The organism is Oceanobacillus luteolus (assembly GCF_042678205.1).
Classification (GTDB): domain Bacteria; phylum Bacillota; class Bacilli; order Bacillales; family Amphibacillaceae; genus Oceanobacillus; species Oceanobacillus luteolus.
In genome coordinates this window covers 287,830-301,291 of the sequence record NZ_JBHUDE010000005.1, presented here as the reverse complement: position 1 = coordinate 301,291, position 13,462 = coordinate 287,830, and the positions used below count along the sequence as shown (strand labels likewise).

Annotated in this window: 17 protein-coding genes; 8 read left to right on the top strand and 9 right to left on the bottom strand. The window is 41.8% G+C overall.

Annotated features, from left to right (window positions below):
* Positions 1-150: 150 nt before the first annotated feature.
* Entirely contained in the window at positions 151-294 is a 144-nt protein-coding gene (locus tag ACFSBH_RS01920) for an aureocin A53 family class IId bacteriocin (protein WP_379595763.1), read from the top strand.
* A gap of 59 nt (positions 295-353) precedes the next feature.
* Complete coding sequence (locus ACFSBH_RS01915) at positions 354-497, top strand: aureocin A53 family class IId bacteriocin (RefSeq protein WP_379595761.1); 144 nt, start codon at positions 354-356, stop codon at positions 495-497.
* Between the two features lie 141 nt (positions 498-638).
* Here the strand turns inward: ACFSBH_RS01915 and ACFSBH_RS01910 are convergent, their stop codons facing one another.
* Positions 639-923, bottom strand: coding sequence for a hypothetical protein (locus ACFSBH_RS01910; RefSeq protein ID WP_379595759.1), 285 nt, complete (start codon positions 921-923; stop codon positions 639-641).
* Positions 920-1,222, bottom strand: coding sequence for a DUF2089 family protein (locus ACFSBH_RS01905; protein WP_379595757.1), 303 nt, complete (start codon positions 1,220-1,222; stop codon positions 920-922). The genes ACFSBH_RS01910 and ACFSBH_RS01905 overlap by 4 nt, the downstream gene beginning before the upstream one ends.
* A gap of 187 nt (positions 1,223-1,409) precedes the next feature.
* Between ACFSBH_RS01905 and ACFSBH_RS01900 the strand changes: the two genes are divergently transcribed.
* The 5 genes from ACFSBH_RS01900 to ACFSBH_RS01880 are packed head-to-tail and all read left to right on the top strand — an operon-like array spanning position 1,410 to position 5,507.
* Positions 1,410-1,832 (top strand): DUF4064 domain-containing protein, encoded by a 423-nt coding sequence (locus ACFSBH_RS01900; RefSeq protein WP_379595755.1) that lies wholly within the window; start codon positions 1,410-1,412, stop codon positions 1,830-1,832.
* Positions 1,833-1,862: 30 nt separating this feature from the next.
* Positions 1,863-2,552, top strand: a complete 690-nt coding sequence (locus tag ACFSBH_RS01895) for an ABC transporter permease (protein ID WP_251516085.1) — start codon at positions 1,863-1,865, stop codon at positions 2,550-2,552.
* Positions 2,552-3,481 (top strand): ABC transporter ATP-binding protein, encoded by a 930-nt coding sequence (locus tag ACFSBH_RS01890; protein WP_379595752.1) that lies wholly within the window; start codon positions 2,552-2,554, stop codon positions 3,479-3,481. The genes ACFSBH_RS01895 and ACFSBH_RS01890 overlap by 1 nt, the downstream gene beginning before the upstream one ends.
* 42 nt (positions 3,482-3,523) lie before the next feature.
* A complete protein-coding gene (locus tag ACFSBH_RS01885) occupies positions 3,524-4,048 on the top strand; it encodes a PH domain-containing protein (RefSeq protein ID WP_251516089.1) in 525 nt (174 codons plus the stop codon).
* On the top strand, positions 4,026-5,507 hold the full coding sequence (locus ACFSBH_RS01880; RefSeq protein WP_379595750.1) for a PH domain-containing protein: 1,482 nt from the start codon (positions 4,026-4,028) through the stop codon (positions 5,505-5,507). Before ACFSBH_RS01885 ends, ACFSBH_RS01880 begins: the two co-directional genes overlap by 23 nt.
* Positions 5,508-5,556: 49 nt before the next feature.
* Here ACFSBH_RS01880 and ACFSBH_RS01875 read toward each other — a convergent pair whose 3' ends face one another.
* The 4 genes from ACFSBH_RS01875 to fabZ form a co-directional block, all read right to left on the bottom strand.
* On the bottom strand, positions 5,557-8,607 hold the full coding sequence (locus ACFSBH_RS01875) for an efflux RND transporter permease subunit (protein WP_379595748.1): 3,051 nt from the start codon (positions 8,605-8,607) through the stop codon (positions 5,557-5,559).
* A gap of 2 nt (positions 8,608-8,609) precedes the next feature.
* On the bottom strand, positions 8,610-9,464 hold the full coding sequence (locus ACFSBH_RS01870) for an efflux RND transporter periplasmic adaptor subunit (RefSeq protein WP_251516097.1): 855 nt from the start codon (positions 9,462-9,464) through the stop codon (positions 8,610-8,612).
* 668 nt (positions 9,465-10,132) lie between these two features.
* The gene (locus ACFSBH_RS01865) at positions 10,133-10,420 is read right to left on the bottom strand and encodes a hypothetical protein (RefSeq protein WP_379595746.1); all 288 of its coding nucleotides are present in this window, start codon (positions 10,418-10,420) and stop codon (positions 10,133-10,135) included.
* A gap of 84 nt (positions 10,421-10,504) precedes the next feature.
* Positions 10,505-10,924 (bottom strand): 3-hydroxyacyl-ACP dehydratase FabZ, encoded by a 420-nt coding sequence (fabZ, locus tag ACFSBH_RS01860; protein WP_251516099.1) that lies wholly within the window; start codon positions 10,922-10,924, stop codon positions 10,505-10,507.
* Positions 10,925-11,097: 173 nt separating this feature from the next.
* Between fabZ and ACFSBH_RS01855 the strand changes: the two genes are divergently transcribed.
* Positions 11,098-11,244 (top strand): lmo0937 family membrane protein, encoded by a 147-nt coding sequence (locus ACFSBH_RS01855; protein ID WP_251516101.1) that lies wholly within the window; start codon positions 11,098-11,100, stop codon positions 11,242-11,244.
* 70 nt (positions 11,245-11,314) lie between these two features.
* Here ACFSBH_RS01855 and ACFSBH_RS01850 read toward each other — a convergent pair whose 3' ends face one another.
* Genes ACFSBH_RS01850 through ACFSBH_RS01840 form a run of 3 tightly spaced genes read right to left on the bottom strand, consistent with a single transcriptional unit; the run spans position 11,315 to position 13,446 of the window.
* Positions 11,315-11,767: a DNA-directed RNA polymerase subunit beta gene (locus tag ACFSBH_RS01850; RefSeq protein ID WP_285853835.1), complete on the bottom strand. Its 453-nt coding sequence runs from the start codon at positions 11,765-11,767 to the stop codon at positions 11,315-11,317.
* 20 nt (positions 11,768-11,787) lie between these two features.
* The gene (locus ACFSBH_RS01845) at positions 11,788-12,621 is read right to left on the bottom strand and encodes a flagellar hook-basal body protein (protein WP_379595743.1); all 834 of its coding nucleotides are present in this window, start codon (positions 12,619-12,621) and stop codon (positions 11,788-11,790) included.
* Positions 12,622-12,642: 21 nt separating this feature from the next.
* Positions 12,643-13,446, bottom strand: coding sequence for a flagellar hook-basal body protein (locus ACFSBH_RS01840; protein ID WP_379595741.1), 804 nt, complete (start codon positions 13,444-13,446; stop codon positions 12,643-12,645).
* Positions 13,447-13,462 lie beyond the last annotated feature (16 nt).

The window sequence follows — 13,462 nt, the reverse complement described above, 5'->3', positions numbered from 1 at the left end:
AGGCTGTCGCCCCTACGGGGCAACATCCTTTTACATGCCTATCCCCATAGAAAGTGTTCATTCTTATTTAGCAATAACTGTCTATTATAGTTTAGCAGTTACAAACATTGAGAGGTAGTTTCTCTTTCAACATATAGGGAGGTGAAATGAATGGTAACTTTCTTAAGAATCGTAGCGCAATTAGGCACAAGAGCTGCACAATGGGCTTGGGCTAACAAAGGAAAAATCATGGACATGATCTTGAGAGGTCTTGGTATCCAGTACATCATCGATTACATCAATTCTCAAGTTTGATTGTAGTACATCGGGGGTTTAGAGGTAATTTCTCTTTCAAGTTTAAGGAGGTGACATGAATGGCAACTTTCCTAAGAATCGTAGCACAGTTAGGTGTAAGAGCTGCACAATGGGCATGGGCTAATAGGGACTTAATATTAGATATGATCCTAAGAGGACTTGGTATCCAATACATCATCGATTACATCAATTCTCAAGTTTGATTATAGAATATGGGGGTAGAGCCGCAACCTCTATCCCCTATCTTTATTAACCGATAAATGCCCCTATGTTATCCCATTCCCAACTCTATTATATAGATTATATATTACTTTTCCAATAAATATGATGAAAAATCAAATTATTTATTTTATATCATGTCTTTTCATTTTATCCAATTCATCTTGGCTTCTTTTGCGATATGACTTCCGTCCGTATGACCATTGTTGTGATAAGAACAGAAGACCAATCAGTAGGAATAATACGTAAGCTAAGGTACTTTCAATCCGTTCCGTAGCGAACATCCAAGTCAACCAAGATACAAATAGAACAGGGACGATTGCTCCTAAATAAGCATTGCTACGGGACGATAAAAAATACTGTAAAACCAACGCTGCAATAATCAATAAGATAGATGTAAATTCATTCATTTTTCATTCTCCTTTTCTATTTTATATTTATTAATTATAGATTTTGCATCTTCTAAGCTGATACGGTTTTCAATCGCGAGCTGTCTTACATAATTGACTAGGGCTTCCTTTTCCAAGTCCACATTTAAATTAATCTTTTGTATGATGCGATCTAACCGAATTCTTACTGTAGGATAGGAAACTTCGTAATCTTTGGCTATTTGTTTAAGCGATCCCGAGCTCAAAACAAATTTCCTGACAAACTCTACATCTTCACTCTCCAACGATGATATCCAAGTTGGTAGGTCATTGTAAATCATTTCCATTCCCTCCTCACGTTTTTAATATACCACGTTCTTAAATAAAATAAAAGGGTTTTTTACCAAAAACTTAAATATATTTTATTAAATTATAAATAAAGTTAAATAAAGTGTTGATTTTTAATTTAACTTTATGGTAAGGTTCAATTAAGATAATTTTAAAAATATTTTTTTGGAGGCGAAAAAAATGAAAAGCAATGGAGAAGTTTTGTTTTTAGTAATTGGGGTTGTTTTGTTCAGTATTTTATTTGCAGGGAGTCTTGTTTTATCGAATGGAGTTCAAAACAGTTCTGGAGCGGAAGAGTTGGCACAGCAATTCATCAGCGATGAAAATGTAACCGAAGTGACCGCCGGGCAGATCCTGACATTTTTAGAGAATGGTTTCCTATATGTTGGAATCGTCTCCCTCATTTGCGCAGTCATCGGAGTGATTTCGATTGTGTTGATTAAGAAAAGTGGTAACCCGGGTGCTGCAGGAAAACTGTTAATCTCTACAGCTATACTAAGTACCATCCTTACTTTATTTGTAGGCGTCTTGGCTTGTTGTGCCTACCTTATTGCAGGCATCAAAGCCAACGGCCGCAATAAAAGCTTGAAGGCATCAGCATAACGGTTAGTAGTAGAAAGGAGAGCGAAGTTTATGTTTGCCATAACGTGGAGAGAATTTACATCTCAATTTAAAAGTATTCGATCGATCATTATCATCCTTTTTATTTTTGGAGTGACGACCGGTTCAGCAAAGCTTATCAGTCAATTTGAAATGCAACTTAAAGATTTGGGATTGGGAGACAATGCTTATGTCGGTGGATTGATGCTACTTCTATTTGTAGCATCTCCCCTTTTTGTCACGAGTATCTCCCATAGCATCGTCAATAAGGAAGTCGATTCCCGAACCATTCGATTTTTAGCAACAAAAACCTCGAGACAAAATATTATTCTCGGTAAATTTTTAGGCAACTTTTTATTTTGGATGTTCTGTCTAGTGATTGCTTTATTGTTGATCGTTCCGTTTTCACACGCATTTTACTTTTCAGAGTTCATTCAAAGCGTCATCTATGTATCTTATTTCATCGGTTTGACATTATTTCTATCTACCATCATTAGAAATCCGTCTTTAACGATGTTTTTGGGAATCAGTCTTTCTATTGCTTTACCTATTATCGGCATTTGGGGGATGTTTACGAAAAACTTTATCATCAAGTCTATCTCTTATGTCACTCCCTATTTTTACTATACACAGGACCATACGTCCTACACTTATTTTGTGTTAATTTTCACCTTGATCTTTTTAGTATTGAGCTTAATGGTCTTTAAAAGGAGAGATTTGTAATGAAAGCACTTAGCACAAAGGATTTGACGAAAAAGTACGGTAATAAGACCGTCGTTAATCATTTAAATCTTGAAATAGAGAAAGGTAGCATCTTTGGCTTTTTAGGTAAAAACGGAGCTGGAAAGTCTACCTTCATCAATATGATTACAGGATTGACGCTGCCGACCTCTGGCTCTTTTGAGATTCTCGGAGAACAGGGAGATTCATTACACAGAGTAAGACATCGAATTGGAGTGTTGCCGGATTATTCCACTTTCTATGAGAATTTTACTGCTTTGGAGCATCTGAAGTATTATAGTCGAATACTGCGTCTTTCCTTGACTACTAATGAGTTGAAAGAAATTTTAAAGCAAGTTGAATTGGAAGATGCGATAAATGTAAAGACCAAAAATTACTCATTTGGGATGAAAAAGAAACTTGGACTTGCGCAAGCGATCATCAATAAACCGGAGCTCTTATTTTTAGATGAGCCGACATCCGGTGTCGATGCCAATTCCATTTTAAATATCCATACTCTGATTAAAGATATATCAGCCCAAGGCACGACGGTCTTTTTGACATCCCACAACTTAGATGAGGTTGAAAAGTTATGCGATGATATTGCCATCATGAACAAAGGGACAATCCAGACAAAAGGAAGCATGCACCAACTAAGGAGAGAATATCAGGACAATATTTCCGTTTATATTAAACATGATTCCATTTCAGAGAGTAAGCAAATCAAATTACGAACCGAACTCTCTTCATTGGTTAAAAATATGAAAGTAACATCGGATCATTTGGAACTCTTTGTGGAAGATGAAAGTGTCATCCCTAAAATCAACAATTATTTAGTGAGTGAGCAGATCAATATCTACCGTTTAGAAGTAGAAGAGCCATCTTTGGAGGAAATTTTCTTGAATTTAGGGGAGGAAAAATTTAGCGCATAAGAAGTATTATATTCTGCAGTAGAGGTAAAAGGAGGTATAAAAATGTATGTATTAAAAGAACCAACGCAAAAAATCTCACCAGACGCAATAAAAGTATGGAGAATTACGGATGCGTTTCATACTATCATTTTTCTAGGCTTGCTATCCTTTCTTCTCTATTTCGATTATTCCTATCAGTGGCCGAATTGGATAGGAATTGTAATTTATTCCTTGATGGGAATCACCTTTGTTTCCGCCATCATCGAACTAATAATCGTTCCTGTATACAAGCAAAGAACATGGAGATATGAAATTGACGGCAATTGTATACAACTCAAACATGGTGGAGCGTTCAAAAAAACACATATGATCATTCCGATGAACAAAGTATATTTCGTTGATACGTATCAAGGTCCTATCCTACAAAGATATAAGTTGGCGACGGTTAAAATCGGAACGGTTGGATATATTCATGAGATTCCCGGCCTTCCAGAAAGAAAAGCTTCTGAAATCCGTAGCTACATTGCTTCCTTGACGGACTTGTATAAAGCAAAGGAGGCTGCTGATGGAGAAGAACAGCGTGTATGAACAAACTTCTTCTTTAAAGAAGCTGCACCCTATCTGGATAGGTTTTAGATTGTTTAAATCAATAAGAAGTTTGATTCTGTTTATCGTCTTTTTGTTTATCGTTTTGGATATGTCATCCAACTCTATTTTCTCATGGTACGGAACAACTTTAATTGGATTATTCACCGTCTATCAAATCGGAGCATCGGTATTGGAATGGTATCGTTTTGGTTATTATTTTGACCAGGAAGAAATCTATGTCCAAAAGGGCCGATTTGTTAAGATGAAAAGATTTTTTCCATTAGATCTTGTACAAGGGATCAATCAAAACACATTACTGATTCATCGTATGCTGGGGCTCACGTCATTATTGATTGATGTGGGTTCCAGTGATAGAGACAGCTCCATTAAACTAGAAATGATTACGATTGAAGAAGCAGAACAAATTAAAAAAATACTTTCGAAATATGGTAATATCCAAGTAAACGAACCTGTAGCGAGCGACAAAGACCAGAAGGAAGGACATAAGGATAAAAACTTTACCCACCACTATACGATAGAAACCAATGAAATTCTTATTGCTTCCCTCACTTCGCTGCGGTTGCTGTTTTTCCTAAGTGTCTTATACTCTGTTTATTCGCAGTTAAGTCAGTTTCTCCCAATTGAAGAACATATCAATAAAGCTATCGCATATTTCCAGACATCTATACAAATGCTCATCTTGGGAATTGCATTGTTGATCCTATGTTCCATGATCTACGGATTTTTGAAAACATTCATCCAGTACGGTGGGTTGGTCGTCACTTCTGATCCACACCGCATCTATATGGAAAAAGGAATCGGAAGTAAAACCAGTTCTTCCATTCCTAAAGACAATATCCAGGCTTTGAGCATCAACAGCGGCCTCATTCATCGGATGTTAAAAATCGTGAATGTCAGATTGATCAGTGCTACAGATGTAAACGACGAGGATATAAAAGCCTCTAATATCTTATTTCCTTTTATCAATCGTAAAAAAGCTTTTACCCTGGTTCCGGAAGTTGTACCGTCTTTCGAAATTACAGGGAGCATGAGCAACATACCGAAGCGCTCCATCCTGGTGAAGCTGTTAAGGACGATGTATATTTGGCTTTTGTTGCCTCTAGGAATTTTCCTATTCATACCAGGATTTTGGTATATTGCGGTATTAGCTTTTGTCATCACACTGACTTCTCAGATAGTCAGCGGGCTATGCAGCAGCTATTCCCTCAATGGACAGTTTCTACAGCTTAGAAAAGTCGGTGTATCGACTCGGCTCTTTATTATGAGGAGAGATAGAATCGAACGGATCATGCTATCGGAAACGATGATTCAACGAAAAATGGGGTTAGCGTCCTTAAAAGTTACAACGAGAGCGAGACCGACAAAAGTGATAACGATGCATGACGTTCCCATACAAATCGCTTTGCAATGCCAGTCATGGTTTATTAATGAAGATTGATATATGAAGCAAGCAGGTTACTCTAATGAATAGGAGCAACCTGCTTTAATTATTTCACCTTAATTTTTTTGGATAGATTATCTAACAACAAGTATATGACAGGAACTAAAAACAACGTGAAAATACTTGATGTACTGAGTCCGAAGATGACCGTGACAGCAAGCGGCTGCTGCAGTTCTGCTCCTTCCCCTATTCCAAGACTTAGCGGAATCAGCGCGAGCACAGTTGTGAAGGTCGTCATCAGAATCGGCCTTAACCTGTTCTTTCCTGCCTCCACAATAGCCTCCATCCGCTCCATGCCCCGCTCTCTCAACAGATTGGTATAATCGACAAGCAGGATTGAGTTGTTCACCACAACCCCCGCAAGCATCGTTATCCCGATTATCGCGGGAACGGATAATGCAATATCGGTCGCAAATAATCCGAGTAACACACCGATTGCTGACGTCGGTATCGCAAACATGATGATGAACGGATACAGAAAGCTTTCAAACTGGATAGCCATGACGGCATAGACAAGGAAAATAGAAAAGATTAAAGCTAAGCCCAAATCAATAAAAGCTTCTTCCATTTCCTCTGCTTGACCGGCGACTGTATAGTTATAGCCTTCTGGCAGATTCATCTGCGCAAGTCTTGCTTCTACATCCTCTACAATACTTCCCAAATCCCGGTCAATGATTTGGCTCGTCACATTCATTTGCGGCTGCTGATTTTGCCGCATGAGCGCAACGGGGCCTTGGATTTCGATAAATTCAGCAACTTCATTCAGCGGAATGCTTGCACCGGTCGGCGTTTGGATATTCAGCTCCATTAAATCATGAATCGTGCTTCTTTCATCTTCCGGATAGTAAAGCATGACATCGATCTCTTGGCGACGCTCCCGGTATCTTGTGGCAAGCTGACCATTGAAATGAGGCTGAATTTGCCCAGTTATTTGCTGCTCCGTGAGTCCATACATCGCAGCGTGGCCCTCATCAATTCGGATCGTGAGCTGAGGAATCCCTTGAGCCGCTCCAGATGTCGGATTAAGCACCCCATCTACCGTAGAGATTTCCTCGGCCACCTCATCGGCTAGATCTCGAAGGACTTCATGTTCCGGCCCATTGATTTCAATCGAAATCGGGTCGCCAAAATTCATGCCGCTTTCCATCATGGAAACAGTAATTTCAGCACCCGCGATGTCACGCAGGTCCTCCTCGATATTTTTCACAAAATCATTTGTCGAGATATCCCTTTCATCCAATGGAACGAGTTGAATCGTGTAGGTGGCATTATTACTCGATCCACCTCCTGGACCAACTCCATCACCACCGATAGAGAGAAAGCTCACTTCGATATCCTTTTCATAAGCAATCAGTTTTTCATTGATTTGTTCGACGATACCTTCCACATATTCCAGAGAACTGCCCGATTCGGTCTCTACACTAATTCGAGCCTGGCCTTGATCCGAAGCCGGAATGAGCTCGGCGCCAATCATTGGAATAAGTGCAAAACTGCCACATAAAATCAAAAAAGTGATGAGCACGGTTGTTTTCCTGAATTTCAAGGTGCGACGGAGTCCATTTGCGTATTTATCCCGCAGCCAATTTAAGAATCGTTCAAACCAATATGTTTTCCCGTCCTTATCAACGACCTTAGACAATAACTGAGATGATAGCATCGGCACAAGCGTAATCGCCACAACAAGTGAAGCGACAAGCGCAAATGATACCGTCAACGCCAGTGGAGTAAATAAATCTGATGCGAACCCTTCGACAAACACAATCGGTAGAAATACGACGATTGTCGTTGTTGTCGATGCAATTAATGCAGGAGTGAGTTCAGAAGCTCCCTTCGTCGCCGCTTCATACAAACTCGCTCCACGTCTCCGATAAGAATATATATTTTCCAAAATAACGATCGAACTGTCCACCATCATCCCAACCCCAAGAGCGAGACCTCCAAGGGTGAGCACATTCAGCGTTTGACCGGTAAAATACATGAGTGCAAATGTGGAAATGAGTGCAATTGGAATCGACACTCCAATCACGATCGTTGCGCGGATGCTTTTCAAAAAGAGCAATAAAATCCCAATGGCAATCAAACCACCGATGATAATATTCGACGTCACCGAATCGATGGATAGCTGGATAAATTCCGACGTATCGATAATGACGTCCACCGCGACACTTTCCCCAAGTTCTGCTTCTATCCCCGGAATACTATCACGGATATTCGTTGCGACTTCTACAGTATTGGCATCCGTATTTTTCATGATAGACAAAACAAGCGACGGCTCTCCATTGACAAGGGTGAGACTATCACTTTCCTTATATGTATCCACTACTTCAGCGACATCCTCCACAGAAATGGTCGCTCCTGCAGGCGTTTGAATGATTGTTTCCTTGATATCGTCGATAGACTCAATTTCTCCAATCACTCGGAGCTGCAAGTCTTGATTCCCTTTTTCCACCGTCCCTACCGATGCGGAGTTGTTCGTTGCACTTATTGCTTGTGCGACTTCATTGGCACTGATGCCATACTGCTTCAGATCGGTAGATTCCAGGATGACCTGTATCTCCCGCTCCTTGCCACCTTCCACCGTCACCGATGCAATTCCTTCTTGCCGTTCAAAATAAGGGACGACTTGATTTTCAGCTATTTCTGTCAGCCGTTCCGGTTCGCTGCCTGTCAGGCTCACCCACATGACCGGCAATGCATCCGGACTGAACCGGAGAATATTCGGTTCTTCCGCTTCGTTCGGTAAAAAGCCTTTGACCTGGTCGACTTTTTCCCGGACGTCTAAAAGGGCCTGGTCAAGGTCTGTTCCATTTTTGAACATCATGATGACGACAGAGGCACCAGTTTGTGAGCGGGACTGAATCGAGTCGATTCCTTCTATCGTGCTGACCGCTCCTTCAATCGGCCTGCTGATCAGGTTCTCAACATCTTCAGGCGCAGCATCTTGGTAGCTCGTCGCTACGACTGCAATCGGTAATTCAATTTCTGGAAAAAGGTCCACGGCAAGATTACGGAGGGAAACAAATCCAAGCGCAAGAATTGCGAGAACAATCATGACGACTCCTACTGGCCGTTTCACGGATGTGGTTACGAGCTTCATGCTTATTCCTCCTCTTTGACATCTACCTGGTCGCCGTCGGATAAAGTGAGCTGGCCGGTGATGACCACCTCTTCGCCTGCCTCTATTTCCCCTTCAATGGCAGAAGTGTCCGAACCTGTTTCCAGAACGGTGATTGTGCGTTTTTCGGCTTTGTCGTTTGTTACGACATATATAAAGTCTTCATCATTTTCGTGAACGACTGCTTGTGTCGGTACGAGAAGTGTATCTTCAATCACTTGTTCCGGTATCGTAATTCTAGCTACCATACCAGGCAAGATGATATTTTCCTCATTTTCTACAGTTGCCTGGACAGGATAAAGTCCAGAATCATCTGGAGTAAAATCGATTTGTGTGACGGTTGCTGGGAATTCTTCATTTGCGACCTCCACCGTATACGTTTCATCTTTTGTAAGAATTTGTTGGAGTTCTGCCGTTACTGCAAATTCTACGATCATTACGTCCGTATCCGCGACGGTTGCAAAAGGCTCTTCATTTGATACCATATCCCCTTCGGAAGCTTGGAGGCCTGTGATTTTTCCATCTGCAGGAGCAGTGACGGTAGTGCTACCTTGAGCAGTGGAAAAAACAGCAATCCGGTCACCTTCTTCAACCGTTTCACCATTTGAGACATCGAGTTCTGTTAATTCCCCAGCAAGCGGCAGAATGATAGGCGTGATTTGATTCGGAATGGCCCGTCCGTACAGGACCCGCTCTAGAATGAAATCTTCTTCCTTCACTTCAGCGGTTTCGACAGCAACGACTCGCTCTTCTTGTTCCACATTAGTCGTATCATCATTCGAACAAGCTGCCAGTACAACCAATAAACAAAACATAAGTACAAACATGAATCGCTTCATCTCAACATACTCCTCTGCAACTTAGTCGGCGGTGGACATGTACAATCCATTTTCCCATCCAATTATACTGTTTTTGGAATTGAATGTCATTGAAGTTGTGCGAATATATAAACGGATAATTCTTTAGGTGAATTAATAAGCCTGATCTTACGTACGATGAACATTCTAAATAACCAGCACAATCATACGTGAGAACTTCTCACGTGCGACGAGCATGCCAAATAACTAGCTCAATCATACGTGAGAACTTTTCACGTGCGATGAGCACGCAAAATCACAGCACAATCAGACGCGAGAACTTCTCACGTGCGATGAAAACGCAAAATTACTGCACAATCAGACGCAAGAGCTCCTCACGTCCGATGAGCACGCAAAATTACTGCACAATCAGACGCGAGAACGTCTCACATGCGATGATCACGCAAAATCACAGCACAATCAGACGCGAGAACGTCTCACATGCGATGATCACGCAAAATCACAGCACAATCAGACGCGAGAACGTCTCACATGCGATGATCACGCAAAATCACAGCACAATCAGACGCGAGAACTTCTCACGTCCGACGAGCATGCCAAATATACTGCACAATCCAACTTCTCCTAAAAAAATAAAATAGCAGAACGACATGAATTTGCGTTCTGCTAATCGTATTGAGCTATGTTTTTTAGCGGTTTTCCTCATCATCATTACGGCCGTTTTCATCAATGATTCCATCGTCGTCAACGTTGCCATCGCCATTACCGTTGCCATCGTTACCATTATTCATACCGCCGTCTCCGCCATTGCCTCCGTTACCGTTGTTGCCGTCCATCATGTCCCCATTATCCTCGTTTTGGTCTAATGGAGTATCGTTCTGGTCGTTGTTGTTATCATCATTGCCCATTGCACATCCAGTGACTAGGGAAAAAGCGAAGATAAGAGAACCAGCGCGGAGAAGCCATTTATTTGTCATTGTAGTATGCCTCCTTTTTTAGTTTGGTGTTACTCGCAATTAGCTTAACCAATTTATAGGAAGTCATACTTTTAATTAATATAATTACTGGATGGCAAAAGTGATTTCCGCTTCACAAGCAAGCTCGCCATCGACCGTTGCGCGTCCTTTACCTTTACCGATCGGCCCTTTCATACGGGTGATTTCCACTTCCAAACGCAATTGATCACCTGGTTTGACCTGGCGCTTGAATCGGCATTTATCAAGTCCAGCGAGGAAACCGATCTTGCCTTTATTCTCTTCCATATTTAAAACAGCGATTGCGCCAACTTGAGCCATCGCCTCAACAATAAGAACTCCAGGCATTACCGGGTAATCAGGAAAATGTCCTTGGAAGAAAGGTTCATTAATTGACACATTCTTAATGCCGACAGCGCGTTTTGCTTCGTCGATTTCAATAATTTTATCAACTAGTAAAAATGGATATCTGTGTGGGATGATTGCTTTAATTTCTTCTGTATTCATGTTTCATTCGCCTCTCTTTAATTAATATGGAAGTGGGACATTGCAGCGTCTCCACCTTCATTTCCTTGATTATATCAGTTTGGATGTTTGACTCCAATAAAAAAAGGTAAAAGAAAGATACAAGTTACTTTACTTGAAACTGAACTTCAGACATAAAAAGGAGGAATTATATTATGCTTTGGACAATAATTGGTATTTTATTAGTACTTTGGATCCTTGGATTTGCTTTTGATGTCGGTGGCGGCCTAGTCCATCTTCTACTAGTCATTGCCCTGATTGTACTGATTTTCCGTTTAGTTACTGGAAGACGAGTCGGTTAACGGCGCTACGTAAAAAATATCTTTCGATTAACATCAAAACTGGGACACGGGGTCTGACCCCTTGTCCCAGTTATTCTTTGATTACAATATCAATGATGTGGCGCCATGTTTCAACTTTAAGAGCGTCGATTGGTGCTCCGTCTCCAAGGACACCGTAACCAATCATTAATCCGGTAACAAGCGCAAAAGCGCAAAGGATAGTGACAATGATGATCCGCAGCCATATCGGGAATACCCGTACCCTTGCAGATTTTTCCCTTTTCTTGCTGCGTTCCTTCTTCTCATCCTGTGAAGCATCCTCTGTTACAGTTCTACGTCGGAAAGATTTCGTCTCCTCGACAGCAGCTGCAGTCCGAATTGCTGCATCTTTTGTAGGACGCGTTTTTTTCGCTCGAACTTCAGAAGAACCGAGTTTTGCATTCGCATCCTTCGCGGCACGTCTATATTTTTGTTTTCCCTTTGTTTTACTGTCAGCATTGTTTTTCTTTTCTTTGACAGCTTGATTGGATTGATTTGTAGACATCGCTCTCGTACTCCCTTAACTTAACTTCTCAATTGATTCACTAGGCCCATCATCTGATCTGTCGTCGAAATTGTCCTCGCATTGAATTGGTAAACTCGTTGCGTCATAAGCAGGTCAGCCATCTGCTGTGCAAGATCCACATTGGATTGCTCCAACATGCCCTTCTCCATCAGGCCTTCCACCACGCCAACCGGCTGGACAATCTCTGCAAAAGTAAACCCTAATTCCCCAAGGTCAGGCAGACTGAATAGATTGCCACCCGCAGCTTCCAACAAATGCGGCCGAGTAATTTCTGCTACTGCTATGGAACCAGCCACTTGCTGCTGGTCGCCTCGTTCCACTATAATTTCCCCATTTTGACGGACTTCAATTCCTGTGAAGCCATTAGCTATGATAATTGGCGCACCATTCTGTCCAAGCACCGGATGGCCATCGCTATTCGTCAGCATAACTTCCTGTTCATTAATCGGGTTTAAAAAGATATTACCATCCCTCGTATAGCGGGTACTTATAATCCCTTGGTCTTCCGTTTGAATTTGGAAAAAATGATTTTCATTCCGTAATGCAAGGTCTAGGGCCCGACTTGTCGTTTGTAGAGCACCTAAAGAAAAATCATTGACGATAGCACCAAGTTTTGCTCCTGTACCTACGCGTACTCCCTCAGGGGTCAATCGGTTCTCGGCATTCGCCGGGGACCGCAAATTATCAATTTGCTGCGTCAACAGGGAAGAAAACTCTGAGTTCCTCGTTTTATATCCTGGCGTTTGACTGTTCGCCATATTATGTCCAATCAAATCTAATTTGTTTTGCAGCTGGTTCATCGTGACTGCTGCTTGTATCATCATTCTTGACATGGTACAACCTCCAAACCCTTTCTAGCCCAGTCTGCCGATTTCCGATACCGCTTTGCCTAAGCTTTCATCGTAAGCCTTTAACACACGCTGATTCAGCTCAAAGCTGCGGTAGGCATTCATCATTTCTGTCATTGTTCTTGCGGCATCCACATTAGACCCTTCCAAAAACCCTTGACGTACGTTGAATTCAGCACCGGCTGGAACCGCTCCAGCCTCTCCGGCATATAAGTTATCGCCTTCCTTGATCAATCCGTTTACATCAGCTGTATACGCGATTCCAAGAGGGACCGTTTGTGTTTCCGCTTGAAGAATGCCTGTATCTGTCACATTAAAATGAGGGCCGCCTGGTTGAATAGGTTCACCCGTACTGCTTAGCACATAATACCCTTGGTTCGTTACGAGATACCCATCGCCATCAATCGTAAAATTCCCATTTCGCGTCAAACGTTCTTCCCCGGCTTCATTTTGCACCCGGAAAAATAATCCGCCATTTTCATCGGGCACATTCACTTGAACAAGTGCAAGATCCGTCCCGATACCTGTTTCACGGATATCACCCTGAGCAAAATCCGGAACGAATTCCTGGACGTAAACACCTGTGTTGATGGAACCGATGGTTTGGTTGAATGGTACTTTAAAATTGTTTTTCGTCGGCAGCTGTTTATTTCCTTGTGCTTGTATCAGCATCTCAGGAAATGATCGAATGGTCGCTTGATCCGCTTTGAATCCAGGTGTATTCATATTCGCGATATTATTCCCCAGCGCTTCCTGGTATCTCTGCTGAGCCATCATCCCACTCGCAGCTGTATAGAATCCTCGTAACATGGGTACTCCTCCTCTA